This is a genomic window from Fulvimarina pelagi HTCC2506 (genome assembly GCF_000153705.1).
In the GTDB taxonomy this organism is placed as follows: Bacteria; Pseudomonadota; Alphaproteobacteria; order Rhizobiales; family Rhizobiaceae; genus Fulvimarina; species Fulvimarina pelagi.
This window is the reverse complement of the sequence record NZ_DS022272.1, coordinates 1,870,055-1,896,323: the sequence shown is the minus strand read 5'-3', so window position 1 is coordinate 1,896,323 and position 26,269 is coordinate 1,870,055. Positions and strand designations below refer to the sequence as shown.

General features: G+C 61.7%; 22 protein-coding genes. 18 read left to right on the top strand and 4 right to left on the bottom strand.

The annotated features are described in order from the left end of the window. The first annotated feature begins 255 nt into the window (after positions 1-255). From rpsO to FP2506_RS08795, 7 genes are all read left to right on the top strand, one after another. The gene (gene rpsO, locus FP2506_RS08825; RefSeq protein ID WP_007067104.1) at positions 256-525 is read left to right on the top strand and encodes a 30S ribosomal protein S15; all 270 of its coding nucleotides are present in this window, start codon (positions 256-258) and stop codon (positions 523-525) included. Between the two features lie 457 nt (positions 526-982). After that, on the top strand, positions 983-3,118 hold the full coding sequence (gene pnp / locus FP2506_RS08820) for a polyribonucleotide nucleotidyltransferase (RefSeq protein ID WP_007067103.1): 2,136 nt from the start codon (positions 983-985) through the stop codon (positions 3,116-3,118). A gap of 258 nt (positions 3,119-3,376) precedes the next feature. Continuing rightward, positions 3,377-5,296 carry a type IIL restriction-modification enzyme MmeI gene (locus FP2506_RS08815; protein ID WP_007067102.1) on the top strand — a complete coding sequence of 640 codons (1,920 nt, stop codon included), beginning with the start codon at positions 3,377-3,379 and terminating at the stop codon, positions 5,294-5,296. A 1-nt stretch (position 5,297) separates the two neighbouring features. Continuing rightward, a complete protein-coding gene (locus tag FP2506_RS18715) occupies positions 5,298-6,674 on the top strand; it encodes a hypothetical protein (protein ID WP_040489043.1) in 1,377 nt (458 codons plus the stop codon). Positions 6,675-6,772: 98 nt separating this feature from the next. Continuing rightward, positions 6,773-7,312, top strand: a complete 540-nt coding sequence (locus FP2506_RS08805) for a hypothetical protein (protein ID WP_148227518.1) — start codon at positions 6,773-6,775, stop codon at positions 7,310-7,312. A gap of 219 nt (positions 7,313-7,531) precedes the next feature. Beyond that, positions 7,532-7,819, top strand: coding sequence for a GIY-YIG nuclease family protein (locus tag FP2506_RS08800; RefSeq protein ID WP_007067099.1), 288 nt, complete (start codon positions 7,532-7,534; stop codon positions 7,817-7,819). A gap of 461 nt (positions 7,820-8,280) precedes the next feature. Then, positions 8,281-10,371, top strand: coding sequence for a PhoX family protein (locus FP2506_RS08795; protein WP_040489624.1), 2,091 nt, complete (start codon positions 8,281-8,283; stop codon positions 10,369-10,371). A 97-nt stretch (positions 10,372-10,468) separates the two neighbouring features. Here FP2506_RS08795 and FP2506_RS08790 read toward each other — a convergent pair whose 3' ends face one another. Together FP2506_RS08790 and FP2506_RS08785 are read right to left on the bottom strand one after the other, a co-directional pair. Next, the gene (locus FP2506_RS08790) at positions 10,469-11,365 is read right to left on the bottom strand and encodes a hypothetical protein (protein ID WP_007067097.1); all 897 of its coding nucleotides are present in this window, start codon (positions 11,363-11,365) and stop codon (positions 10,469-10,471) included. 46 nt (positions 11,366-11,411) lie between these two features. Beyond that, positions 11,412-12,524: a GNAT family N-acetyltransferase gene (locus FP2506_RS08785; protein ID WP_040489042.1), complete on the bottom strand. Its 1,113-nt coding sequence runs from the start codon at positions 12,522-12,524 to the stop codon at positions 11,412-11,414. A gap of 367 nt (positions 12,525-12,891) precedes the next feature. On the opposite strand from FP2506_RS08785, the gene FP2506_RS08780 reads away from it, so the two are divergent. From FP2506_RS08780 to FP2506_RS08770, 3 genes are all read left to right on the top strand, one after another. Next, a complete protein-coding gene (locus FP2506_RS08780) occupies positions 12,892-13,620 on the top strand; it encodes an SDR family NAD(P)-dependent oxidoreductase (RefSeq protein ID WP_007067095.1) in 729 nt (242 codons plus the stop codon). Positions 13,621-13,624: 4 nt separating this feature from the next. Further along, positions 13,625-15,160: a cryptochrome/photolyase family protein gene (locus tag FP2506_RS08775; protein ID WP_007067094.1), complete on the top strand. Its 1,536-nt coding sequence runs from the start codon at positions 13,625-13,627 to the stop codon at positions 15,158-15,160. Between the two features lie 91 nt (positions 15,161-15,251). After that, complete coding sequence (locus tag FP2506_RS08770; protein ID WP_007067093.1) at positions 15,252-16,136, top strand: alpha/beta fold hydrolase; 885 nt, start codon at positions 15,252-15,254, stop codon at positions 16,134-16,136. Here FP2506_RS08770 and FP2506_RS17980 read toward each other — a convergent pair. After that, complete coding sequence (locus FP2506_RS17980) at positions 16,133-16,660, bottom strand: DUF1499 domain-containing protein (protein WP_007067092.1); 528 nt, start codon at positions 16,658-16,660, stop codon at positions 16,133-16,135. The genes FP2506_RS08770 and FP2506_RS17980 overlap by 4 nt on opposite strands. A 181-nt stretch (positions 16,661-16,841) precedes the next feature. On the opposite strand from FP2506_RS17980, the gene FP2506_RS08760 reads away from it, so the two are divergent. Further along, entirely contained in the window at positions 16,842-17,420 is a 579-nt protein-coding gene (locus FP2506_RS08760) for a superoxide dismutase family protein (protein WP_007067091.1), read from the top strand. A 136-nt stretch (positions 17,421-17,556) separates the two neighbouring features. Next, positions 17,557-18,576, top strand: a complete 1,020-nt coding sequence (locus FP2506_RS08755) for a mechanosensitive ion channel family protein (RefSeq protein ID WP_007067090.1) — start codon at positions 17,557-17,559, stop codon at positions 18,574-18,576. 74 nt (positions 18,577-18,650) lie between these two features. Here the strand turns inward: FP2506_RS08755 and FP2506_RS08750 are convergent, their stop codons facing one another. Continuing rightward, positions 18,651-18,863 carry a hypothetical protein gene (locus tag FP2506_RS08750; RefSeq protein ID WP_148227517.1) on the bottom strand — a complete coding sequence of 71 codons (213 nt, stop codon included), beginning with the start codon at positions 18,861-18,863 and terminating at the stop codon, positions 18,651-18,653. A gap of 580 nt (positions 18,864-19,443) precedes the next feature. On the opposite strand from FP2506_RS08750, the gene FP2506_RS08745 reads away from it, so the two are divergent. From FP2506_RS08745 to FP2506_RS08720, 6 genes are all read left to right on the top strand, one after another. Next, positions 19,444-20,649, top strand: a complete 1,206-nt coding sequence (locus tag FP2506_RS08745; RefSeq protein WP_007067087.1) for a pyridoxal phosphate-dependent aminotransferase — start codon at positions 19,444-19,446, stop codon at positions 20,647-20,649. 193 nt (positions 20,650-20,842) lie between these two features. Continuing rightward, positions 20,843-22,216, top strand: a complete 1,374-nt coding sequence (locus FP2506_RS08740; RefSeq protein WP_007067086.1) for an aspartate aminotransferase family protein — start codon at positions 20,843-20,845, stop codon at positions 22,214-22,216. Between the two features lie 93 nt (positions 22,217-22,309). Next, positions 22,310-22,816: a hypothetical protein gene (locus tag FP2506_RS08735; protein ID WP_007067085.1), complete on the top strand. Its 507-nt coding sequence runs from the start codon at positions 22,310-22,312 to the stop codon at positions 22,814-22,816. A 94-nt stretch (positions 22,817-22,910) separates the two neighbouring features. Then, entirely contained in the window at positions 22,911-23,801 is an 891-nt protein-coding gene (locus tag FP2506_RS08730; RefSeq protein WP_007067084.1) for a LysR family transcriptional regulator, read from the top strand. A 374-nt stretch (positions 23,802-24,175) separates the two neighbouring features. After that, on the top strand, positions 24,176-24,649 hold the full coding sequence (locus tag FP2506_RS08725) for a formate dehydrogenase subunit gamma (RefSeq protein ID WP_007067083.1): 474 nt from the start codon (positions 24,176-24,178) through the stop codon (positions 24,647-24,649). Beyond that, entirely contained in the window at positions 24,646-26,199 is a 1,554-nt protein-coding gene (locus tag FP2506_RS08720; RefSeq protein WP_007067082.1) for a formate dehydrogenase beta subunit, read from the top strand. The genes FP2506_RS08725 and FP2506_RS08720 overlap by 4 nt, the downstream gene beginning before the upstream one ends. The last annotated feature ends 70 nt before the right edge of the window (positions 26,200-26,269 follow it).

Below are 26,269 nucleotides of genomic sequence, written 5' to 3'. Positions count from 1 at the left end.
GCTTCGCTACGCCCCTATCATTCCCGCCACACTTCGCTTATATGCCCTCGCGTACGAGCCCGGCGTAGCCGTCGCTCGTCGACTACGCGGCCGTCGCTGGACGACATCCCGGCGACCGGCGTCCCGAGCTCAAGATCCTCACTCATGAACGATCGTTGAGACCCCATCACCACCGGGCCCCTTCGGCTTGGCGTTCTGCCTCTTGAAGGCGGGCGCGGTCAGGGCTCCGGAACCAAGAACAGAAAGGCATACCCGATGTCGATCACGGCCGAACGCAAGGCTGAGCTCCTGAAGGAGTATGGCACCAAGGAGAACGACACCGGCTCGCCGGAAGTTCAGGTTGCCCTCCTCACCGAGCGGATCACCAATCTGACCGAACACTTCAAGGGTCACCACAAGGACAATCATTCCCGTCGTGGTCTCTTGAAGATGGTCTCCCAGCGCCGCCGCCTTCTCGACTACGTGAAGGGCAAGGATCAGCAGCGCTACCAGTCGCTGATCGAGCGGCTCGGCATCCGCCGCTAAAGGCTGACGCTTTTTTGGTGCTCGCAGGATGCGGGCGGGAAACCGCTCAGCACTTTCCCTTGATCCTGCGAGGGCCACACGAAATTTTCCGGCGGGCCGTCCCTCACGTCGCGCCCGCCGGTTTCACATTCGCCGGGAGATGATGTATAGCGTCGCTCGGCGGACCAACCGCTGAATTTTGATGTCATGGGGCAGGATCATCAAGAGTTTCCAGGTGGGCGAGTTTTTGCGAGCGCAAAAGTCGAGCAACTTTTGCTAAGAACGCGGCCGGCCATACGGCACCATCGCCGAGACAGAAACTCTTCATCGTCTTGCCCGTGGATCAAGGTTCGCACCCGATGTGCGATCCGTTCCGATGTGAAGCGCCGAATTGGAACCTGGTGAGAGAACCAGGCGGCGCCGAAGGTGAAGGGGAGAAAACCTCCCCCGGATCGCCTGACAGAACAAAGGCAATGACATGTTCAATTCCCACAAGGTGGAGATCGACTGGGCCGGCCGCCGGCTGACCCTCGAAACCGGCAAGATCGCCCGGCAGGCCGACGGCGCGGTGCTCGCGACCTATGGCGAGACCGTGGTGATGGCGACGGTCGTCTCCGAAAAGCAGCCCAAGGCGGGCTTCGACTTCTTTCCGCTGACCGTCAACTACCAGGAAAAGACCTTCGCGGCGGGCAAGATCCCCGGCGGGTTCTTCAAGCGCGAGGGACGCCCGAGCGAGAAGGAGACGCTGACCTCGCGCCTCATCGACCGGCCGATCCGCCCGCTCTTCGCCGAAGGCTACAAGAACGACACGCAGGTTGTGCTCACGGTTCTGCAGCATGACCTGGAAAACGATCCGGACGTCGTCGCGATGGTCGCGGCTTCGGCTGCGCTGACGCTTTCGGGCGTTCCCTTCATGGGCCCGATCGGCGGCGCGCGCGTCGGCTACATCAACGGCGAGTACAAGGTGAACCCCAATGTGGACGAGATGCCGGAATCGGCTCTTGATCTGGTGGTCGCGGGCACCAAGGACGCCGTCCTGATGGTGGAATCGGAAGCGCACGAGCTTTCCGAAGACGTGATGCTGGGCGCAGTGATGGAAGGCCATCGCTCGTTCCAGCCGGTGATCGACGCGATCATCAAGCTGGCGGAAGTCGCCGCCAAGGAACCGCGCGAGCACAATGCGCCGGACCATTCCGCGCTCGAAGGTGAGATGCTGAAGCTCGCCGAGGACGACCTGCGCGCGGCCTACAAGATCACCGACAAGCAGGAGCGCACCAACGCGGTCGCCACCGCCAAGGAGAAGGTGGTCGCGCACTTCCTTCCCGAGGGCGAGGACGAGCCGAAGTTCACCAAGGAAGAGGTGAACGCGGTCTTCAAGAGCCTGCAGGCGAAGATCGTGCGCTGGAACATCCTCGACACGCAAAGCCGTATTGATGGGCGTTCGCTGGATACGGTGCGCAAGATCGTCTCGGAGGTCGGCATCCTGCCGCGCACCCACGGCTCGGCGCTGTTCACCAGAGGCGAGACCCAGGCGCTGGTGGTGGCGACTCTTGGTACAGGTGAAGACGAGCAGTTCGTCGACGCGCTGACGGGGACGTACAAGGAGCGCTTCCTGCTCCATTACAACTTCCCGCCCTATTCGGTGGGCGAGACAGGCCGCATGGGTTCGCCCGGACGCCGCGAGATCGGCCACGGCAAGCTCGCCTGGCGCGCGATCCGTCCGATGCTGCCGGCGGCCGAGCAGTTCCCGTATACGCTGCGCGCGGTGTCGGAGATCACCGAGTCGAACGGTTCGTCGTCAATGGCGACGGTCTGCGGCACGTCGCTGGCCTTCATGGATGCCGGCGTTCCGCTGAAGCGTCCGGTGGCGGGCATCGCCATGGGCCTCATCAAGGAAGGCGAGCGCTTCGCGGTGCTGTCGGATATCCTCGGCGACGAGGACCATCTCGGCGACATGGACTTCAAGGTGGCCGGCACGGAGGAGGGCATCACCTCGCTCCAGATGGACATCAAGATCCAGGGCATCACCGAAGAGATCATGAAGGTGGCGCTCGACCAGGCGAAGGGCGGCCGCGTCCACATCCTCGGCGAGATGAACAAGGCGCTGGGCGAAGCCCGCTCCGAGCTCGGCGAGTTCGCGCCGCGCATCGAGGTGATGCAGATCCCGACCGACAAGATCCGCGACGTGATCGGCTCGGGCGGCAAGGTGATCCGCGAGATCGTGGAAAAGACCGGCGCCAAGATCAACATCGACGACGACGGCGTGATCAAGATCGCGTCCTCCTCGGGCAAGGAGATCGAGGCCGCCAAGAAGTGGATCCACTCGATCGTCGCCGAGCCTGAAGTCGGCGAGGTCTACGAGGGCACGGTGGTGAAGACGGTGGAGTTCGGCGCGTTCGTCAACTTCTTCGGCTCGCGCGACGGCCTCGTCCACATCTCCCAGCTCGGCGAGGGCCGCGTCGCCAAGACGACGGACGTCGTCAAGGAAGGCGACAAGGTCTGGGTCAAGCTCATGGGCTTCGACGAGCGCGGCAAGGTGCGCCTGTCGATGAAGGTCGTCGACCAGGATTCGGGCGAAGAGATCAAAAAGAGCAAGGAAGACGACGCGGCCTGAGCTGCGGCGTTCCTTCGCTGACGATTTCGAACGCGTCGGGGATGACCCCGGCGCGTTCTTTTCGTTTGAGGGCTTGCCGCGAGTTCGCCTGGATTCTCGGGACGGAGCCCGAGAATGACGGAGGACGGTTTGGGCGGAGCATCTTGGTAATGCGGGCGCAGGCGAGACCGTAATGACGTCAGAGGTGCGTCGTCGTCTGTCGTCTCCCAACCCTACTCAAGCATCGATATCCATGGCAGAACGATCAAAACGCATCGCATGGTTGATTCACGCCGCATGACGTCTCTGCCCGCCGCCGATCCCGAAAAGCTCGATCGCCTCATCGCGGAGGTCACGCGATCGGGCGGGGCGGAGATGGCGAATGCGCAGCCTTTCGTCATGCGCCTCACCGATGCGCTCGGCCTGCCGCAGCCCGATTTCGCGACGGAGGAGAACGCGCGAAACGACTATGCCTTCGAGCGGCGGGTGGACTTCAAGCATCCGGACGGTTCGTCGACGCCCGGCCGGATCGATTGCTACAGGCGCGGCTCTTCCATTCTCGAGGCCAAGCAGAGCGCCAACCGCCAGAGCCGGAAGAAAAGCGCCGAACAGCTCGCGCTCCTCGGAGAGGACGCCGGGCAGATGAAACCGGGGCATGCCAGGCGCGGCGGGCGGCGCTGGGACGAGGTGATGGTGGAGGCCCGGCGGCAGGCGGAGAACTACGCCCGCTCCCTGCCGGTCTCCCACGGCTACCCGCCCTTCATCCTCGTGGTCGACGTCGGCAACGTCATCGAGGTCTTCGCGGACTTCTCCGGCCAGGGCAAGAACTACGCCCACTTCCCCGATCGCCGCTCCTACCGCATCACCATGGACGACCTGCGAGACGAGGCCATTCAGCAGCGCCTCGCGGCCATCTGGCTCGATCCGCACTCGCTCGATCCGGCGAAGAAGAGCGCCGAGGTCACCCGCGACATCGCCGAGCGGCTCGCCCGCATCGCCAAGCGCCTCGAAGGCAAGCACGATCCGAAGGACGTCGCCGAATTTCTCATGCGCTGCCTCTTCACCATGTTCGCCGAGGATGTGGAGCTGATCCCCAAGCACGCCTTCGAAACCCTGCTCGAAGAGCTGCGCGAGAAACCCCGGCAATTCGTGCCCGCGCTCGAACATCTCTGGACCGTGATGGATTCCGGCGGCTACGAGCCGCGCATGATGGCGAGCCTGAAGCGCTTCAACGGCTCGCTCTTCAAGTCCGCCAAGGCCCTGCCGCTCGATGGCGACGGCATCACGGAGCTTTTCATCGCGGCCAATCGCGACTGGCGCGAGGTGGAGCCCGACATCTTCGGCACGCTGCTGGAACGCGCGCTCAATTCGCGCGAACGTTCCAAGCTCGGCGCGCATTATACGCCCCGCGCCTATGTGGAGCGGCTCGTCGTCCCCACCATCATCGAGCCCCTGCGCGACGACTGGGACCAGGTGAAGGCGGAGGTGAAGGACCTCCACGACCAGAACAAGGACGCGGCCGCGATCGCCAAGGTGAAGGCGTTCCACCACACCCTCTGCACCACCCGCGTGCTCGATCCCGCCTGCGGTACCGGCAACTTCCTCTATGTGGCGCTGGAGCTGATGAAGCGGCTGGAAGGCGAGGTGCTGGAGGCGCTGGACGAGCTGGGCGAGGACGCCCCGCGCTTTGCCATGGAAGGCGAGACGGTGGGCCCGCGTCAGTTCTACGGCCCCGAAATCAACCCCCGCGCCGTCGCCATCGCCGATCTCGTCCTGTGGATCGGCTTCATCAAATGGCAGCTGAAGACGAACGGGCTGTCGGCGATCACCGAGCCGGTGCTGCACGCCTATGGCACGATCCGCCAGCAGGATGCGATCCTCGCCTATGACGGCACGGAGATCGCCCGCGACGCCAGCGGCAAGCCGCTCACCCGCTGGGACGGCGTCACCATGAAGCGCCATCCGGTCACCGGCGAGGAGGTGCCGGGCGGCGAGGCGGTGGTGGAGGTGTTGACCTACATAAACCCGAAACCCGCCGAATGGCCGGAGGCGGAGTTCGTCGTCGGCAATCCGCCCTTCATCGGCGGCAAGGATTTAAGGGCCGAACTCGGCGACGGTTATGCCGAAGCCGTCTGGAAAGCGCGGCTAGGAAAAATCACTGATCAGATGCACTATTCAATTTTTGACAGGAATCAATAACATGGACAGAAGTGATGTAATTATTGATAACGCTACATTGAGCGGCGTGCAGCGATTATTAGGACATTCTAAAACTCTAAATACAGCAAATGCTGAAAACGATATTTGCTGCCTTGAAAGACTGTTGAATTCTATTGTCTTTAGCGAGAAGATCCACGCAATTGATGATTACATAGGCTATCACCGAGATTCAAGACATAAATCTTTTCCTTATATCAATATGATTTCTAAATATGACGTTCCCTACGATGATATATCAAAAGAGGCTAGTAAGTACGCTGAAAGCTTAATATTTGATATTAAAGACGCTAAGCCAGTTGGGGATGCCGTATATTTCTTTGAGGCACTCAAAGTCCATCCCCAGGTTCGATGGGATGTATTTACCTCTAGTGAGTATCTCACTCTGAGCTACTTAGTGAGAGATCGCAATAATATTAACTACGAAAGCGGCGTATCTGCATCTTTCGGCAATGAAAACGCGGATGCAGATCGATCTGGCAGGGCGATCACCGCGCCAAAAATTCTTCTCGACGGCTCAGAAGTTGGCGACGTGAAGAGTTTGATACACGAAATATCAAAAAATAATCCAAATTTCAAAGGTATGGGCCACAGAGACACTCTAGAAAAAGTAATATTTGGATTTGGCTGGTGCGCAGAGCGCTCTTTTTTCTACAACGAATGCGCTCGACATCTAGGTGGTATCGCACGCCTATCGCCATTGCGTGATACGTTTTGCGAAGGCGTTATGCTGGCCGGAGATGGCGCCGATATACGAGGCTTGATTAGTAATCTCAATGATAGCGCCAGCGACTGCGTGTCAAGCATTCTTAAACCGTCAGGGATGTCGCAATTCGCTCTACGATTGCCTTTCATGACCTCGTACTTTCTCTCAATATGTGAAAGTCCTGCTGAAGCTATCGATGCAGCATATGAGCAACGAGAACGCTCGGAATTTGTCAATTGTAGGAACATTCTCAGCAACCTTCAGCATCTCGAGGGTCTAGAAAAATATACAGAAATCAATTCGATATACAAAGGTTTGAATGAAGCTTTGAAAGCTTTGCTAGAGAAAACAAATTCCGTGGATAAAAGCAGCGCAGGCATGGGTCTGGCCGTTGGCTTTGCAGGGCCAACCGTCAGTTTCAATAAAAGTCTTGGGTCGCTGTTTGCCAACTATAGAAACAGACATTTCGGCCGAATGTATAGATCGATGGCAACGGATATGATAAACACCGAGCGCCTCGGTACCTTATTCGAGAAGGCAACAAAATCAATCTTAAAACACAAAGATAACCGATGGTCGGAGCCTTCTGTGACGCCGGACTATTTAGAGAATAAGTCGACAGATTACGGCCGCCCCATCAATCGTGACCGCTGAGATTACGAGGATCGAAGCTCCACAGCTCAGCCATAGTAAAAGATTTATCAGCGATTAAAGAAAAGGAGCGCGACATCCACGAGGCGGGGCTCGTCTCCGTGTTGAAGGACATGCACGACGAGATCGACCGTCTCGCCTTCGAAGCCTATGGCTGGGAGGATCTGGGAACACGCATCGTCGGGCGGCCCGGCGCGACCCTGCCGTCTTCCCTCAAATCGGAGGATCAGGAGGCCGCCGAGGAGGAACTCCTCGCCCGCCTCGTCGCGCTTAATGTCGAGCGGCAGGCCGAGGAAGCCAAGGGCCATGTGCGCTGGCTGCGGCCGGACTACCAGATCCCCAAGCTCGGCGCGAAAGCCCCGAAACCTGCCGAGGACGAACAGGCCGATCTCGACATCGCCGTTCCCATCGCCGCCAGCGCCGGCCGCCCGAAATGGCCCACCACCGGCGACGACCAGATCCGCCTCATCCGCGACATGCTGGGCAAGGCCCCGGCGCCGGCCGCGCCCGAGGACGTCGCGTCCGCCTTCGACGGGCGGAACACGGCGAACCGGAAGGCGCGGGTGGCGAGGGTGCTGTCGCTGCTTGCGTCTCTGGGCGCGGCGCGGGAGGGGGACGGGAAGTATTTCGTGGTGCGGTGAGGCGCGGCGGCCTCTCGTGATGGCGCGCATTCCCGAGGCCGTTCATCCCTGATGAGGGTGGCGGTGGCACCACCGAATGTGACGAAAGGGGAGAGGAATGGACCCCGGCTCGGAGGCCGGGGTGACGAAGGAGGAGGGGCGGCGGTAGATGAAGAAGGTGGCGAGTGGAGGGGAGACTCTTGTCTTGCTCTTTCTTAGTGCATCGCACAACCATGGCGCATGACCGGGTATGTCTACATCACAACGAACAAGAAGGGTGGAACGCTCTATACCGGCGTGACCTCTGATCTCGCGAACCGGGTCTATAAGCACAAGGAAGGCCTGACGCTGGGGTTCACCAGCCGGTATGGGTGCACCCGCCTCGTGTGGTACGAGGAGCACTTCGATATTCACGACGCGATCTGCCGGGAGAAGGCGATCAAGAACTGGCGGCGGCAGTGGAAGATCGATCTGATCGAGTCGATCAATCCGGAATGGTACGAACTCTATCGCGGGATGGGGTGGTAGGGGGTGATGCCGAACTCCTGATCGCGACTTGCTCTAGATTCTCGTCATTCCGGCACCTTCCCAAATTCTCGTCATTCCGGCCTCCGAGCCGGAATCCATTCCTGTGGCCCATCCTCCTCGATAAGGTTGCGCTGGGACCACCGAACATGCCGAGCGTGCAGAGGAATGGACCCCGGCTCGGAGGCCGGGGTGACGAGGAACAAGCGGCGAGGCCGGGGTGACGATAGAGAAGTGCGGAGGCCGAGGCGACGAAGGAGCGGAGGGTCGCCGGAACGATGTCGGCGCAGTCCATAAGTGCGTGATGAATGACTGCAAGAGGCGTCATGCACCTGTCATGGGAAGTTTATAACGGTTCCAACCAGGCCGGGCCGCCGATCCGCCATGCGAGACGATCCGCATGCGCCGACACAGGCAGGTCGCGCCGTGCCGACATTTTCTTGGACCAGCAGGGAATTGCCCCGATGAACGAGCATGTGACGCCCAAGGCAGTCTTCAAGACGAGCCAGCTGGAGGAGGCCGATGGGCCGGGCCTCAACCCAACGTCCAACCCGACCATGGGCGAGATTATCGCCCGGCGGTTCTCCCGCAGGTCCTTTCTGCGGGGTTCGATGGCGGCGACGGCGATTGCCGCGACCGTTTCTCCGATCGCGCTGATGGCGGCCGACGAGGCCCAGGCGGGGGGCGGAGCGACGGCCTTCGACTTCAAGGAGGTGATGGCCGGCGTCGACGCCGACCACCATGTGGCCGAAGGTTACGATGCCGACGTTCTTCTGCGCTGGGGCGATCCGCTGTTCGCCGATTCGCCGGACTTCGACCCGACGAACCAGACGCCGGAGGCCCAGGAAAGGCAGTTCGGCTACAACAACGATTTCGTGGGCTACATTCCGATCGACGGCTCGTCCGAGCACGGTCTGCTCGTCGTCAACCACGAATACACCAACGAGCATTTGATGTTCCCGGGTATCGTGACGGTCGAAGGCGGCGCGCAGGCGGGTGCGGCCGAGGTCGCCACGGACGACGAGACCGCTGAGGCGAGCGAGCAGACCTCGACGGAGGCCGCCCTGACGCCGCCGGAGCCGGCCGAACTCGTCGTCGCGCCGGCCGACCAGAAACGCGTCGACATCGAAATGGCGGCCCATGGCGGCACGGTCGTCGAGATCCGGAAAGAGGGCGGAAAGTGGCAGGTGGTGCGCGACGGCGCCAAGAACCGCCGCATCACTGCGACGACCGAGATGGAACTGACCGGCCCGGCCGCCGGCAGCGAGCGGCTGAAGACGAGTGACGATGCGTCGGGCACGAAAGTGTTCGGCACGCTGAACAACTGTGCCGGGGGCGTGACGCCCTGGGGTACCTACATCATGGCCGAGGAAAACTTTCACGGCTATTTCATCGGCGCGCTTCCAGAGGGCCATCGCGAGGCCGAGAACTACGAGCGCTACGGCGTGCCGGACGGCTCCTACGAGTGGGGCAATTTCCACGACCGCTTCGACCTCTCCAAAGAGCCGAACGAGCCGAACCGCTTCGGCTGGATCGTGGAAGTCGACGTCGACGATCCGAACTCGGTGCCAAAGAAGCGCACGGCGCTCGGCCGATTCAAGCACGAGGGCGCCGAATCGATCGTCGCACCTGACGGCCGCGTGGTCTTCTATCTCGGGGACGACGAGCGCTTCGACTACGTCTACAAGTTCGTGACGGCCGGCACCTACAACGCCGACGACCGGACCGCGAACAGGGATCTTCTCGACGAGGGCACGCTCTACGTCGCGAAGTTCGACGAGGGCGGCCAAGTGGAGTGGATGCCGCTGACCCATGGCGAGGGCCCGCTGACGGCCGAAAACGGGTTCGAGAGCCAGGCGGACGTCCTGATCGAGACGCGCAAGGCCGCCGATCTCCTCGGCGCCACGCCGATGGACCGGCCGGAGGACATCCAGCCGAACGAGATCAATGGCCGGGTCTACGTGATGCTGACGAACAATACCAAGCGCGAAGAGGCGAATGCCGCCAATCCGCGCGTCGACAACGCGTTCGGGCATATCGTCGAGATCTCGGAGGCCGAAGGCGACTTCGCGGCGACCACCGGCACTTGGGAAATCCTCGTCCAGTGCGGCGATCCCTCGATCGCCGATGTGGGCGCGACCTTCTCGACGGCGACGACCGAGAACGGCTGGTTCGGCATGCCCGACAACTGCGCCGTCGACGCCGACGGCCGCCTCTGGGTCTCGACCGACGGCAATTCGATGGACGCCACCGGCCGCACGGACGGGCTTTGGGCGATGGACACCGAGGGCGAGGCCCGCGGCACGTCCAAGCTCTTCTACCGCGTGCCGGTGGGCGCCGAGATGTGCGGGCCGCATCCGACGCCCGATCTTGCGACCTTCTTCGTCGCGGTCCAGCATCCGGGCGATGGCGGCGAGGAGTGGGAAGGCTTCGCCCGTCCGTCCTATTACGAAGACCCGTCGACCCGCTGGCCGGACTTCGACGATCAGATGCCGGTGCGTCCCTCGGTGGTGGCGATCACGAAGCAGGGCGGCGGCAAGATCGCGACGTCCTGACGGAACCGGCATTCACGGGAATAAAGCGCGCTCCGGACACGGGGCGCGCTTTCGGCTGCTTTCGGCGAACCTGTCGCGTCTGAGGCGCGAGCGGAAGTCAGAGGAACTCGCCGACGACATAGCCGACGCCGAGAAGGGTCGGCGGGACGGTCGCGGCGAGCTTGCCCCAGGACCAGCGGCTGCGGGGGTCCTCGATCGAGAAGATGTTCATCGGCATCAGATGCTCGTAGGTCCTCCGTGCGCTCATCTGTTTCGGAGCGCGGATGAAGCATTCCTCGTCGAACCAGCGCCAGTCCTCCGACCAGGTCCAGCATCCGGCTTCGCGATAGACATCGGCGATGAGATCGCAATGGGCCTTGTCGACGGGCAGGCGGACAAAGCCGCCGTGATCGGCGCCGAAATAGCGCATGGCCAGCGGCAGCGAGCGATCCGTGCAGTAGTTCGAGATCCAGAGCGTGAAGCCGATCTCCTCCTCGAGCGCTTCCAAGACGCGGAAGAGCTGGACGTGATCCTCGTGGCCGTATTCGCCCCACGGATTGTGGGTGAAGACGTTCATCTCCGACGAGAGGCGTTGCTTGAGGGCGGCGTAAATGCTGTCGTAATTCTCCGCATAGGCATTGCGGATGCTCGACCTCGCATAGACGAGATCGAGAGGGGCAAGACGGTCGATGGTCTGCTTGACCTGACGCTTGACCTCCCGAAGATCGGCGACGACGGAAAATCCGATGCCCCTTTCGCTGAGTGCCGGGTTCGACCAGTCGGCGCAGCCGTAGGTGCCGGCTTCGGCAAGGTCGAGGCTGATCAGGTTCTTATGGGGATGGTTGGCGAGCGCCTCGGCGCGGGCGGGGCCGCGGGCGGGATCGGCCCAGAAGTCGCGATAGACGAGGATGATCGCGTCGACGTCCTTCACGATCGATCCGAACCACAGCATCTCGTCGTCGGGATGAGCCCCGATGATCACCGAGTTTTCGAGGAATGCCGGCCTTTCCGTCATGGCACTGTCGTCTCCTGCCTTTTGGTTGCGGCGCTCCGCTATGGGTTCAGCTCGTTGTCGTCTTCCATGCGTTGAAGCGTCGACGGGCACCGCGCGCTGCGAGCGCCAGGCGGCCGAGGCCGCTGCGCGGTGTCTCCAGCGTCATCATGCGTGTGGGTGTCGTTCCGAAATCGGCCTTGAAGGCCTCGTCACCGATGGTGAAGTCGAAGACGGCGCCGCCCTCTGCGATCCATTCGCGGATCAGCTCGTCGTAGAAGACGAGACCGGGCGAATGGCGCCCGAAGCGTTCGTAGTCGCCGCCGATCAGGAGATAGTTGAAACGACCCGCGTGGCAGAGCCCGAAGACATAGGCGACGGGTTCGCCGTCGAGGCTCATGCGATACGTGCGGGCAACGCCGTCGGTGCTGCCGGCGACCGCGACGGCCGCGTAGAATTCGGCGACGGCCGGCCACTGGATCATGTCGCCTTCGAAGCGACCGGCGCGCAACGATGCAATGGCGGCGATGGCCTGACGGATTGCGGCGGGCTCGGCGAGCCGTTCGATCGTCACCTTGCCCGCCTTGAAGAAGCGGCGCTTCTTTCGGTCGAGCTGCTTGCGGAAGGTATCCGGCAGCGCGGCGGCGCGCCAGCTGTCGTAGTCGGTGCCAAGCTCGGCCGCGTGGGCGGCAAAGTCGTGATCGTGGAAAGGATCGGTGAAGAAGAGCCGCCAGTCCTCGACGGTCTCGGCGCGGCAGTTGCGGATGCGCAGGAGGTCGTGAGCGGGAAGGGCGTGGGCGACGTTCCGCGTGAGGTGGGGCTGCGCCGCGAGCGCCAGGCGCGCATCGGCCCGGATCACGGGGGCGCAATAGTCGCTGACGCCGAGATCGTGGGCCTCGAGAAGCCGGAAGCCGCGAATGCGCCTGAGGATCATCGGGATCAGAAACACGAGGCGACCACTCTCATCGCGCCCTGTGACGACGACCGGAGACGCATCGCGCGCGGGCGCAAGTTTGCCGTAGAATTCAGTCAACCAGAGCGGGTGCTGGAAGGCGGTGGCGTTCGAGGCCGAGAAGAGGGCGGCATAGTCCGACGACGAGAAGTCGAAATCAGGTTCGAGACGGACGCCGATCCGATCTGGATCGTATCCGGCGTCGGTCTGCATTGAAGTCAGGACGCTCATCGAACGGCATCTCTCGCTGGTTCTGCCGGCGGACCTGGTCGAATGGAGTAGGCTCCGGCTGGATCCGAAGGCCGCGCCAGCGCTCCGGCGATCCGCGCGCACGCCGAGAACAAGGACAATCAGCGTCCACCTTGAACGCAAGATGCTTGTCGAAGCGTAAATGAAAGTCTTCGAAGTCTAGCGGAAGAGCGTTGGCTTGCGGCAGGGTTAAAAGGTCAAGAACCTCGACCGCAGGCGCCCGGCGTATCGAATGGTCGCACCTCAAGCTGTCCCTCTGGGCTGTCGCAGCCGCCGCTCCGTCCCAGTTTGTCTGGAATGAAATCGCGATCCTCATCGCTCCGACAAAAAAAGATGAAAGACAGGCTTCATGGGACGTTATCTGATCTACGGGGGCAACGGCGGTATCGGATCCGCCATCGCGCACCGGCTTTCCAAGGCCGGACACGACCTGGTTCTTGCTGGCCGCAATACGGACGAACTGAAGACGCTCGGCGAGGCACTGTCGGCGAAGACGATTCAATGCGACGTGATGGAGGAGGGTTCGATCGACGCCTGCGCGCAGGAGGCCGGTAACCAGCTGGACGGACTTTGCTATGCGGTCGGCTCGATCAACCTCAAGCCCTTTGCGAAAGTGGCCAAAGACGACATTCTGACCGACTTCCGGCTGAACGCCCTGGGCGCGGCCCAGGCCTTCCAGGCATCCGCAACGGCGCTGACGAATGCGGAGAACGGGGCTAGCGCGCTCTTCTTCTCGACGGTGGCTGTCGATCAAGGCTTTGCGGCCCATGTCTCGATTGCAATGGCGAAGGGGGCGGTCGTCGGTCTCGTTCGCACGCTCGCAACGGAATATGCGCCGAAGATTCGTGTGAATGCTATCGCGCCGTCGCTCGTGGACTCACCACTCGGTCAGACGGTGGCTGGCAACGACAAGATGGCGGACGCAGTCGCGAAAATGCATGCGATCCCACGCCTTGGAAAACCGGATGACATCGCTGCGATGGGTGAGCTCCTGCTGACCGACTCCGGATCGTGGATTACCGGCCAGGTGATCGGCGTCGACGGAGGGCGTTCGGCAATCCGCGTGATGCGGAGCTGATAGAATGGCGGTCTTGCGTTTCGTTCTCGGCGATCAGCTGAGCCGTGATCTCTCGTCCCTGAAAGACATCGAGGATGGCGACGTCGTCTTGATGTGTGAGGTGGCGGATGAAGCGAATTACGTGCGCCACCACCAGCGCAAGATCGCCTTCCTGTTCTCGGCCATGCGGCACTTCGCGGACGACATTCGCGAGCGCGACGTGACGGTGGACTACGTCACGCTCGACGACGCCGAGAACACCGGCTCGTTCACCGAAGAGCTGAAGCGGGCGGTGAAGCGCCATCAACCGGACAGCGTCGTCGTGACAGAACCTGGCGAGTGGCGCGTTCTCGAAATGATGAGGGATTGGCGCGAGACGCTGGATTGCCCGGTCGAGATCCGAAACGACGACCGCTTCATCTGCGATCACGAGACCTTCGACAAATGGGCTGAGGGCAATAAGGAACTTCGGCAGGAATACTTTTACCGTGAGATGCGGAAATATACGTCCTACCTGATGGACGGGAACAAGCCCGCCGAAGGCAAGTGGAACTTCGACCACGACAACAGGGAGCCCCTGAAGAAGCGCATCACCGCGCCGGAGCGGCCAAACTACACCGTGGACGAGACGACGGAGGCTGTGCTCGATCTCGTCGGCAAGCGGTTCGGCAATCATTTCGGATCGCTTGAAAACTTCGACTATCCGGTCACGCGGAGGCAGGCGCTGCATTATCTGCGCTGGTTCCTGGACGAGGCGCTTCCGGATTTCGGCACCTATCAGGACGCGATGCGCGAAGGGGCGCCGCTGCTCTTCCATTCCCATCTCTCGGCATTGATCAATTGCGGGCTGCTCGACCCGCGCGAGGTCTGCGAGCGGGCGGAGGATGCCTATCGGGAGGGGAAGGCGCCGATCAACGCGGTGGAGGGCTTCATTCGCCAGATCATCGGCTGGCGCGAGTTTATCCGCGGCGTTTATTGGAGAGAAATGCCGGACTATGCCTCTTCCAACAAGCTGAACGCCCAGCGCAAGCTGCCGGATTTTTTCTGGACCGGCGAGACCGATCTCAACTGTCTGAAACAGTCGTTCAAGGAAGTGCGGGAGAGCGCCTACAACCATCATATCCAGCGACTGATGGTGATCGGCAATTTCTGCCTGCTCTGCGGCTTCGATCCGCGCGAGGTGCAGGAGTGGTATCTTGTCGTCTATCACGACGCCTACGAATGGGTGGAGATGCCGAACGTCGTCGGCATGATCCTCTATGCCGATGGTGGGCTGTTCGCCTCGAAGCCTTATGCCGCCTCGTCGAACTACATCGACAAGATGAGCGACTATTGCGGCAACTGCACCTATTCACCGAACACGAAGGTCGGCGAGGGGGCGTGCCCCTTCAACGTGCTCTACTGGGACTTCATCGCCCGCAACAAAGATCGCCTGAAGGGCAATCCGCGCCTTAATCGCACCTATGCGACCCTCGACCGGATGAACGAAGAGAAGCTGAAGCAGTCGCGGAAAGAAGCGCAGGAGTTTCTCGACGGGCTGGTCGCGACGGGGGATTATTGAGGACCGAGCAGCGTATGGCTACTCGCGTTCCTGTATTGTCAAGGCGTATCTCCTAGGTCTTCGCGAAGAGGCCGAACCGGGAGACGCCGCGATGTTCGAGAACTTTCAGACTCGTATTCTCAAGGGCGAGAGTGCGGAGATCTTCGTGCGGACGGCCGGCGATGGGCCTCCGCTGCTCTTGCTGCATGGCTATCCGCAGACCGGGGCGATGTGGCACGAGCTGGCGCCGAAGCTTGCTGAGGACTATTCGGTCGTCGTGCCCGATCTTCGCGGATACGGGCGATCGTCCGCCCCGGCGAACGATGAGGAGAACCTAGCCTATTCCAAACGGGTGATGGGGCGCGACATGCTTGCGCTGATGCGGGCGCTCGGGCATGAGCGGTTCATGGTGGCCGGGCACGATCGCGGCGGGCGTGTCGCCTACCGGATGGCGCTCGATAATCCGGATGTCGTCACGAAACTCGCCGTTCTCGACATCGTGCCGGTGGCCGAGGTCTGGGAGAGGATGGACGCCGCGGCGGCGCTGAAGACGTACCATTGGCCGTTCTTCGCCCAGCCCCATCCGATGCCGGAGACGCTGATCGGCGCCGACCCGGTCTATTTCCTCGATCATACGATTGCGAGCTGGACCAAGGCGAAGGATCTTTCGGCGTTTGGAGAAGCGGCGATGGCGGAGTATCGCGAGAGCTTCCGGCGCCCGGCTTACGTCGAAGCCTCCTGCAACGATTATCGCGCGGGGGCGACGATCGACTGGCGGCTCGACCGGGAAGATCGGGAGGCAGGCCGAAAAATCGGCTGCCCGACGCTGGCGCTCTGGGGTGCGGCCGGCATTCCGGCGACCGGCGCGGATATTGTCGAGATCTGGCGCGGATGGTGTGAGAACGTGACCGGCCAGCCAATCGACGCCGGACATTTCATCGTCGAAGAAGCCCCTGAAGTGACCCTTGCGGCGCTTTCGCACTTTCTGCGCAGCTAGGCCTCGGGGAGCGATTTCGGGCGCAAGGCGTCGATAATCTTCTGGATGCGGCGGCGATTTGCGCCGAGATCGGACCGGCCGAGAAGCGAACGCGAGTAGAGAAGAAGGCCGGCTCTGCCCTCGACCGCTCGCACACCGAGATTCAGAGTATCGGGATAGCCCATCAGCGGCGTGCGGACCACATAGCGCTTGGCGTTGGGATCCTGGCCGTCGTCGACGCGTTGAACGTTGCCTGACAGCGTGCCGCCGCGGATGATCTCGTCGGCCTCCTTCAGCAATTCCTCGGGTGTGGCATCATAAAGCGGAAGAGTGATCTCGGCGGGCGTGGCGCAGGCGGCGACCGAACAGGCAAGGGCGTCGTTGGGGTTCGGGCTTCGCTCGATCGCATCCCAGTCAACCGATCCCTGATCCGGGTCGCCTGCAAGTCGCCAAACGCGCTCAGGGCCGAGCAGATAAAACGTGCCGGCGGCAGCCAGGCCGAACAGGCCAAGACCGGCCGCGAATATTTTGAACCGTTTGCCCACGATCGCAGATCCTTACCGGTTTGAGCCGGGCATTCGTTTACACCGGCGGGTATGCAGTGGAAGGCGGAACAATCGCCAACAGCACCCCGTTCACCCCCTGAAGCTAGGTGCCTCACGCCATCCTCAAGGGGAAAGGTCCGGGCACGATCAAAACGAACCCGTTTCAGCCGGGAGGATTTCCATGAAAAAACTCACTCTCTCCGCCCTTGCATCGGTCGCCCTTCTCGCAGCGCCCGCCCTCGCACAGGACGATCAAACGTCAGCCGAAACGACGGCAGCAGCGAGCGAAGATACGGCTGGAGGTGACATGCAGCCGATGGAGGTCACGATGAACGCGCCGGACGGATCGGATCGCGGTACCGTGACGGTGACGCCGACGCCGAATGGGCTTCTCCTGGAAGCGGAACTGACGGGCCTGGAGCCGGGTGAACATGGATTCCATATCCACGAGACCGGACAGTGCGGCGAAGATTTCTCGGCTGCCGGTGGACACTACAATCCGACGGACATGGAACATGGTTACATGACCGAAGGCGGGCCGCATGCCGGCGACATGCCGAACTTCACGGCCGGCGAGGATGGCAGTGCGACCTTCGCCGTGTTCAATCCGAACCTGACAGTCTCGGATGGCGATGCGCCGGTGATGGACGATGACGGTTCAGCGATCATGGTTCACGGTGGTGCGGACGACTATGAGTCGCAACCGGCGGGCGACGCTGGCGACCGGGTCGCCTGCGGCGTGATCGGCGGCGCCGAATAAGTTCGGGCGATGATGTCGCGTCAGGCTGTCTGTCGGTCGGTCGTCGCGTAAATTTCGAAACTCGGGAAGCGTCGGGCGACGGTCCGGCGCTTTCTTTGTGAGTACCTCGAAAGGTTGAGAGACAGGGGATCGAGTGATGCAGGCATTCGCGCAGGAAGCGCCTGAGGGTTCGGCGAACCCCACGACCGTCGACCAGGCTGTCGATTTCGATCCATCCATCGCCCTCGGAAAGGTCGAGGCCTGGGTGGTCGGCGTACAGCAGCTCTTGCCGAACATCGTGGTGGCGCTGGTCGTCGTCTCGATCTTCTTCCTCGCCGGTTGGCTGTTCGATCGGCTGTTCAACCGCTGGGCTCGGCGCAAGAGCCGGGACAATCTCGGCGAAGTGTTGGGCGCTTTCATCAAGTGGATCATCATCCTCTTCGGCATCCTGCTCGGCCTGACGATCATCATTCCTTCGCTCAATCCGGCAGACCTGCTGGCGGGGCTTGGCATCGGCTCGGTGGCAATCGGTTTTGCCTTCAAGGATATTCTGCAGAACTGGCTCGCCGGTCTGCTCCTTCTCATCCGGCAGCCGTTTCAGGTCGGCGACCAGATCGTGGTCAACGGATACGAGGGGACGGTGGACTGGATCGAGACGCGGGCGACGATCATCACGACCTATGACCGGCGTCGCGTCATCATTCCCAATGCGGACGTCTATTCCAACGCAGTGACGGTAAACACGGCACACCAGAAACGGCGGTCGCAATACGATGTCGGGATCGGTTACGGCGACGACATCGAAACCGCGCGGGCGGTGATCCTGGACGCGCTCGGCCGTGCCGAAGGCGTCGAGACAGAGCCGAAGCCGGAAGTGCTGGTCTGGGATCTTGCTGCGAGCTGGGTGACACTCCGCGTGCGGTGGTGGACGAATTCGGTTCGCACTGACGTCGTCCATGCTCAGGCCGCGGCATTGCAGGAAATCAAGCGAGCACTCGATGGGGCGGGGATCGATATGCCGTTCGAGACACGGGTTACGCTCCTGCACGACCAGACAGAGACGCTGGATGGCAGGCGTGGAAAGCAGCGCGAGGGTTGGCCGCTGCAGCCTGACGGCAGGACTCCCGAACCGGCGCGGCTGGAGAAGCAATCCGCGGAGGTGAACGGAAAGTCCTGACGATCGATGCAGAAAGGCGCGGTTGGTCGAGCCAACCGCGCCTTGCGATGTGATCGTTCGATCGGCGATCTATTTTAAATGTTCGGCGAGCCGCCGACGCGCATCGCGATCCCGGCGTGGGAGCATTCGTCGATGATGAGTCGCTGGAGCATGATCGTCGCGGTCGTGCTTTCGCCGTCGATCTCTTCGGACATCCGCAAGGCGAGATCGCCGACGTCGATCACTGCATTCTTCGAGCGACGCTGTTCGACTTCGCGTCTGACCCGTTCGCGTAGATGAAAGCTCATCCTGCCAACCATCCTCTCCATAAAGCGAGGGTTGAGTCCCTTCGCCCGCAGCCTCCTCCATGAAGGCCCGCTTTCTCGTTTCGTGCTTCGACTGGTTCCGCATGGAGCTTGAAAGGTCTCAAGCCCTTTGCGGAGGCGTCGCGTTTGGTATCGGCGGTCTAACAAACCGTCCTAACCCCGGCAGCTTGCCCGAAGTTGACGGATTTAAGATGAACCTCGGCTGAAACCCATATTGCTTCAAGCGCTTAAGGGTTGTCGACGGGGTGGCCAGACGTCCAAGTTTCTGTCCGACATGATTAGAGAATCTAGATGACGATGGGATGAACTGAAAGCGCGAAGTCCATGCCCGGCCATCATCAATTTGCTTGATCCCCGGTAGATCAGGCGTCTTTGCATCTGCGATGACGCAGCCGTGAATCCGATCTCAGTTCTCTCCGAGCCGGCCAGCGATTTTTCAACGCTCCGAGCATTCGGGTATGCTTGCGTGCGAAGAGCGAGGGGACTAGGGTCCGCCCGCCTTTCGCACCTGCAACATCGCTGCGCGATGCCCGCCGAACATCATCCAGACGGAGTTTCTCCCATGGCATTCCTTGCCGACGCTCTCGATCGCGTAAAACCGTCCGCCACCATCGCCGTGACCCAGAAGGCGCGCGAACTGAAGGCAAAAGGCATGGACGTGATCGGGCTCGGCGCCGGCGAGCCCGACTTCGATACGCCGGACACAATCAAGGAAGCGGCCATCGCAGCGATCGCGCGGGGCGAGACGAAGTACACCCCGGTTTCCGGTATTCCGCAGCTGCGCGAGGCGATCGCGGCGAAGTTCAAGCGCGAGAACGGGCTCGACTACAAGCCCGAGCAGACGATCGTCGGAACCGGCGGCAAGCAGATCCTCTTCAACGCCTTCATGGCGACGCTCAACAAGGGCGACGAGGTCATTATCCCCGCGCCCTACTGGGTGAGCTATCCGGAAATGGTGGCGATCTGCGGCGGCACGCCGGTATTCGTCGAAGCCGGGATCGAGACGAACTTCAAGCTGACACCTGAAAAACTCGAGGCTGTGATCACGCCGAGGACCAAGTGGTTCCTGTTCAACTCGCCATCGAACCCCTCTGGCGCTGCCTATACGAAAGACGAGATCAAGGCACTGACGGATGTCCTCATGCGGCATGGGCATGTCTGGGTGCTGACCGACGATATTTACGAGCATCTGGTCTACGGCGACTTCACCTTCCACACGCCGGCGGAGGTGGAGCCGGGTCTATACGACCGCACACTGACGATGAACGGCGTCTCGAAGGCCTATTCGATGACCGGCTGGCGGATCGGTTACGGTGCCGGACCCATTCAACTGATCAAGGCGATGGACATGATCCAGGGCCAGCAGACGTCCGGTGCGGCGTCAATCTCGCAATGGGCGGCGGTCGAGGCGCTGAACGGCACGCAGGACTTCATCCCGAAGAACCGTGAGATTTTCCAGGGCAGGCGCGATCTCGTCGTCTCGATGCTGAACCAGGCGACCGGCCTCAAATGCCCGGTGCCGGAGGGTGCCTTCTACGTCTATCCGTCCTGCGCCGGTCTGATGGGCAAGACTACGCCGGACGGCAAGGTTCTGAAGACCGACGAGGACTTCGTGACGAGCCTTCTCGAGACGGAAGGCGTTGCGGTGGTGCAAGGCTCGGCATTCGGCCTTGGCCCGAACTTCCGTATTTCCTACGCGACGTCCGAGGCACTGCTGGAGGAAGCTTGCTCGCGCATCCAGCGCTTCTGCGGTTCGCTGAAGGACTGAGCCGTCAGGGTCAACGAAGCTGGAAGGCGTGCTATTTCAGCTCGATCGGGTTCGCCAACCCCCGCTGGCTTTTACAGCTTAGCGAGAAGTCGGGTGGTGTGCGGCGACCGCGCCGCGCCTCGCCGGCTTGCGCCGGAGGCTGGGTTTCGGTTTTCTCTTGATCTAGGTCCAGCTGAACATCGAGAGCCGCACCATGGCGCCGCTACCCAATTCCATCGAAGCGCGCGATATCGCGCACCACTTTCATCCCTTTACGAATGCGCGCCGCCACGAGGAGATCGGGCCGATCGTCATGGCGAAGGGCGATGGCGTCTTCGTCGAGGACATCGACGGCAAGCGTTATATCGAGGCGATGAGCGGGCTGTGGTCCGTCGCTGTCGGCTTTTCCGAGAAGCGGCTCGTCGATGCGGCGGTAAAGCAGATGGCCGAGCTGCCCTATTACCACTCCTTCACCCACAAATCCCACGCGCCGGTGGTCGATCTCGCCGAAAAGCTGATAAACATCGCACCTGTGCCGATGGCGAAGGTGCATTTCACCAATTCGGGATCGGAGGCGAACGATCTCATCGTCAAGCTTTTGCGCTACCGCGCGAATGGGATGGGCGAGCCGCGGCGCAAGAAGATTATCTCGCGGCTGCGCGGCTATCACGGCATCACACTCGCGGCGGCGAGCCTGACGGGCCTGCCAAACAACCACGCCTCCTTCGATCTGCCAATCGAGGGCATTCTTCATACCATCTGTCCCCATTACTGGCGCGAGGGCCGGGAGGGTGAAAGCGAGGAAGCGTTTGCAACGCGTTGCGCGGCTGAACTCGAGGCGATGATCGAGGCCGAGGGGCCGGAGACGATCGCCGCCTTCATCGCCGAGCCCGTGATGGGCGCAGGGGGTGTGGTGATCCCCCCAGTGACCTACTGGGAGAAGATCCAGGCGGTCCTTTCTCGATATCCCGAGATCGTCTTCGTCGCCGACGAGGTGATATGCGGTTTCGGCCGGACAGGCGAAATGTTCGGCTCGGTGACCTACGATCTGAAGCCGGACATCATAACGGTCTCGAAGGGGTTGTCTTCTTCATATCTCCCGATCTCGGCAGTGATCATGAACGATCGTGTCTACCAGCCGATCGCCGACGAGACGGCGCGGATCGGCACCTTCGGCCACGGCTTCACGACGACCGGCCACCCAGTGGCGGCCGCGGTTGCACTGGAGAATTTGAAAATCATCGAGGAGCGCGATCTCGTCGGCAATGCGCGCGCGCGCGGGCCACGGCTGCAGGACGGGCTCCGCAGGCTCGCCGACCATCCGTTGGTGGGCGAGGTGCGCGGCGTCGGGCTGATCGCCGGCGTCGAACTTGTGACAGACAAGGAAAAGAAGGTCGCCGTCCAGCCGCCGGGCGCCCTCGCGGCGAAAGCCTTCGGCCTGATCCAGGAGCGCGGCGTCATCTCCCGCGCGATCGGCGACACGCTCGCCTTCTGCCCGCCGCTGATCATAGAGGACGAGCATATCGACACGATCCTCGCGACCACGCGAGAGGGGCTGGACGCGCTGGCGGCGGAGATGGGGATGTAGCCGCCGGTGCGCCGGATGCTGAACCATCGAAGCCGATGTACGTATTGATCGAGGCTTTCACGCGCGAACTATGGACTTTTATTCGGGGACGAGATGACCGTGGAAACCCATTTCTTCCCGACCGCGGAAGATATTCCAAACAGCAACCTGCCACTGATCGTGATCACCGGCGAGATTGAAGCCGACCAGTTGACTGCAAATGACGTACAGCAGCGATTCCGTCGTCATGGCTGGCAGGGCACCTGGGTCTATACGGTCTTCGACTACTGGCACTTCCATCTGGATGGCCACGAAGTCCTGACATGCGTTTCAGGCGAGGCGGTGGTCGGTTTTGGGGGCGAAGAAGCAAATGGCGGGATCACCCTGCCGATGTTGCCGGGCGATACGGTGATCGTGCCGGCCGGGGTCGGACACAAGCGGCTGTCGGGCTCGTCTGAATTTAAGGTCGTAGGCGGCTATCCACCCGGCCAGTCTGGCACAATCACGCGAGCCGGCACGGTGGATGTCGAGGCTTCGAAACGCGAGATCGCGAAACTTGCGCTGCCAGAGAGGGATCCCATCAGCGGCGCTGCGCCCGGGGCATTGAACGCCTGGCATTAGCGCCGGTTGGGGTTTTCAAAGCTCGTCCAGGGCGGGGTGGACCGACTCGGGCATGGATGGGCTATAGTCCCGCCGGGACGGGAGGCCCGCCGACGTGATCGACAAGCTCGAATATCTCATCATGCTCTCGCATGAGCGCCACTTCGGGCGGGCAGCGGAGAAGCTGGGGATCACACAGCCCACACTCTCGGCCGGCATTCGGCATCTGGAGGAACGCCTCGGTGTTACCCTCGTCAATCGCGGCTCTCGCTACAAGGGGATGACGAGCGAGGGCGAGCGGGTGCTCGCCTGGGCGCGCAAGATCACGGACGACGTCAGGACGATGCGCGAGGAGGTACGCAGCGTGCGGCGCGGTCTCACCGGGCATTTGAGGATCGGCGCGGTGCCGACTGCACTTTCCCTGGTGGCGCGCCTGACGACGCCGTTCCGCGAACGTCATCCGGATGTCACTTTCGACGTCGCGTCAATGTCTTCCGTCGACCTTCTATCGGCTGTCGAAGACTTCGAAGTGGATGTCGGGCTCACCTACCTCGAAGACGACCGCGTGCGGCGGGTCGACTACAAGGCGCTCTACGAGGAGCGCTACAGCCTCGTCACCACCGTCGGCAGCCCACTATCGGAACGCGAGGAGGTGACTTGGGACGAGGCGAGTCGTGTGCCGCTTTGCCTCTTGAGCCCGACCATGCAGAACCGGCAGATCCTGAACCGGCATCTTGGCGAGAAGGACCGGCATTTCGAGACTGTGATGGAATCGAATTCGATGCTTGCGATCCTTTCTCAGGTGCGGATGGCAGGGCTCGCGACGATAATGCCGCATCATGCGACCGTGATGCTGGGACTGGCGCCCCCGATGGTTTCGATCCCGCTGGTCGAGCCGACTGTCAGCTATCCGATCGGTCTCGTAACTGCGCGGCGCGACTTGAGACCGCCGATCGTTGCGGCGTTCTGGAACGAGGCGACGATACGATCGGACGAAGCTGTCTGACTGTGTGACCTTCCCGTCTCTCCCTTCAGCTTTTCTTCCAACTCAGGCGATGCATCAAGGGCGGAAGATTTGTCGCATTTCGTATCGGAGCACCCGCCGCCGACGACAAATTTCGCACCGAGGTGCGGTTGGGAAAGAAACAGCTATCGATGGAACCGTTCCAAACTGGGGAATTTCCGAGCGAAGTTTCGATTTTTGCCTTGAACCGTAAGAGTGTCGTTAGATCCTGATCCCTGACATGGTGCGCCAGATTTCGAAGGCCGTGTTGAATCAATAGAAGAAACCTATCGAAACATGGAAAGCGGCGCTTGATCATGGGTTTGCGTCCGTGTTTCCCTCAATTGAAGTCCCATACACACCCGGGAGGAGCCGGCGTGGCTCATCACGTTGAATTCGACGAGGACGACGCAATTGCGCTCGTCGAGGAGTACAAGCATCTGGAAGGGCCGCTTTTGCCGATCCTCCATGCCTTCAGTCATCGTTATGGCTACATCGGAGACGAGGCCGTCAGGCTGATCGCGGGTGAATTGAACCTCACACGCGCCGAGGTCTACGGCGTCGTCTCGTTCTATCACGACTTCAAGCGTGAGCCCCACGGACGGCACGTTCTTAAGGTCTGCCGAGCCGAGGCCTGTCAGGCGGCCGGCGGCGATGCGATCGCGGATTCGCTGGAGAAGGCGCTCGGGATTAAGTTCGGCGAGACTTCGGCCGACGGCGCGGTGACGCTGGAAGCTGTCTACTGCCTGGGCCTATGTGCGACGGCGCCTTCTGCCATGCTCGACGACCGGATCATCGGCCGGCTGAACCAACCTCGTGCCAAAAAACTCGCGGCGGAGGCGCTGCTATGACCAAGGTTTACATCCCGCTCGATTCCTTCGCCGTCGCCAACGGTGCCGACGAGATCGCAGAGGAGCTTCGCAAGCTCAGCGACGATCGCGGCCTCGGTATCGAGATCGTGCGCAACGGCTCGCACGGCATGGCATGGCTGGAGCCGCTTCTCGAGGTCGAGACGGGCAATGGCCGCGTGGGATACGGTCCGATCGAGCCCGGTGAAATCGAGGCGCTGCTCGACGCTGGCTTTCTGACCGGTGGCGACCATGCCAAGCGGATCGGCGACGTTTTCGAACATCCCTTCTTGAAGGGCCAGACGCGGCTCACCTTCAAGCGTTGCGGGGTGACCGACCCGCTGTCCCTCGAAGATTACGAAGCCCATGGCGGCCTTCTCGGCCTTCGCCGCGCGATCGAAATGGGCTCGGAGGCGATCGTCGAGGAGGTGAAGGAATCCGGGCTGCGAGGGCGCGGCGGCGCCGGTTTCCCAACCGGCATCAAGTGGGAAACGGTCATGAAGACCGAGGGCCCGAAGAAATACATCGTCGCGAATGCCGACGAAGGCGACTCCGGCACCTTCGCCGACCGTATGATCATGGAAGGCGACCCGTTCTGCCTGATCGAAGGTATGACGATCGCCGCGGTCGCGACCGGCGCGACCAAGGGCTACATCTATCTTCGCTCGGAATATCCGGTGGCGATCCGCGTGATGCGCGAGGCCATCAAGCGGGCTGAGGACTTTGGCTGGCTTGGCATCTCGGTGCTCGGTTCGGCGCACGCTTTCGATCTGGAGGTCAGGGTCGGAGCGGGAGCCTATGTCTGTGGCGAGGAAACCTCTCTGCTCGACAGCTTGGAGGGCAAGCGCGGCCAGGTTCGGTTCAAGCCGCCGCTGCCGGCGATCAAGGGCCTGTTCGGTCGACCGACCGTGATCAATAATGTGATCTCGCTGGCCTCGACACCGGAGATTCTGGCGAAGGGCGCGAAGGTCTACAAGGATTTCGGCATAGGGCGTTCGCGCGGCACAATTCCTTTGCAGATCGCGGGCAACGTCAAGCATGGCGGGCTCTACGAAGTGCCGTTCGGCCTGACCCTTGGCGAGATCGTTGAGGGGATCGCCGGCGGCACAAATTCCGGCAAGCCGGTGCGCGCCGTTCAGGTCGGTGGCCCACTCGGAGCCTATTTTCCGCGCTCGCTCTTCGACACGCCATTCGACTACGAGGCCTTCGCCGAAAAGAAAGGCCTCATCGGCCACGCCGGCATCGTCATTTTCGACGACACGGTCGACATGATGAAGCAGGCCCGTTTTGCGTTCGAGTTCTGCGCCGTCGAATCCTGTGGCAAGTGCACACCCTGCCGGATCGGCGCAGTGCGCGGACTGGAAACGATGGAAAAGATCATCGCCGGCGACAACGCGGCCGAGAGCCTCGAACTCGTCGAGGACCTCTGCAACACGATGGAATTCGGCTCCCTTTGCGCTCTTGGCGGTTTTACCCCATATCCAGTTATGAGCGCGATCCGGCATTTCCCAGAGGATTTCAACGGAACGCCGATGCGGGAGGCGGCGGAATAGGGCCATTCCGCCACCAATACGGTCGTTCAGAGTTTGCAAGCCTTACGACCGTAGCAGGGCACTCCACGAG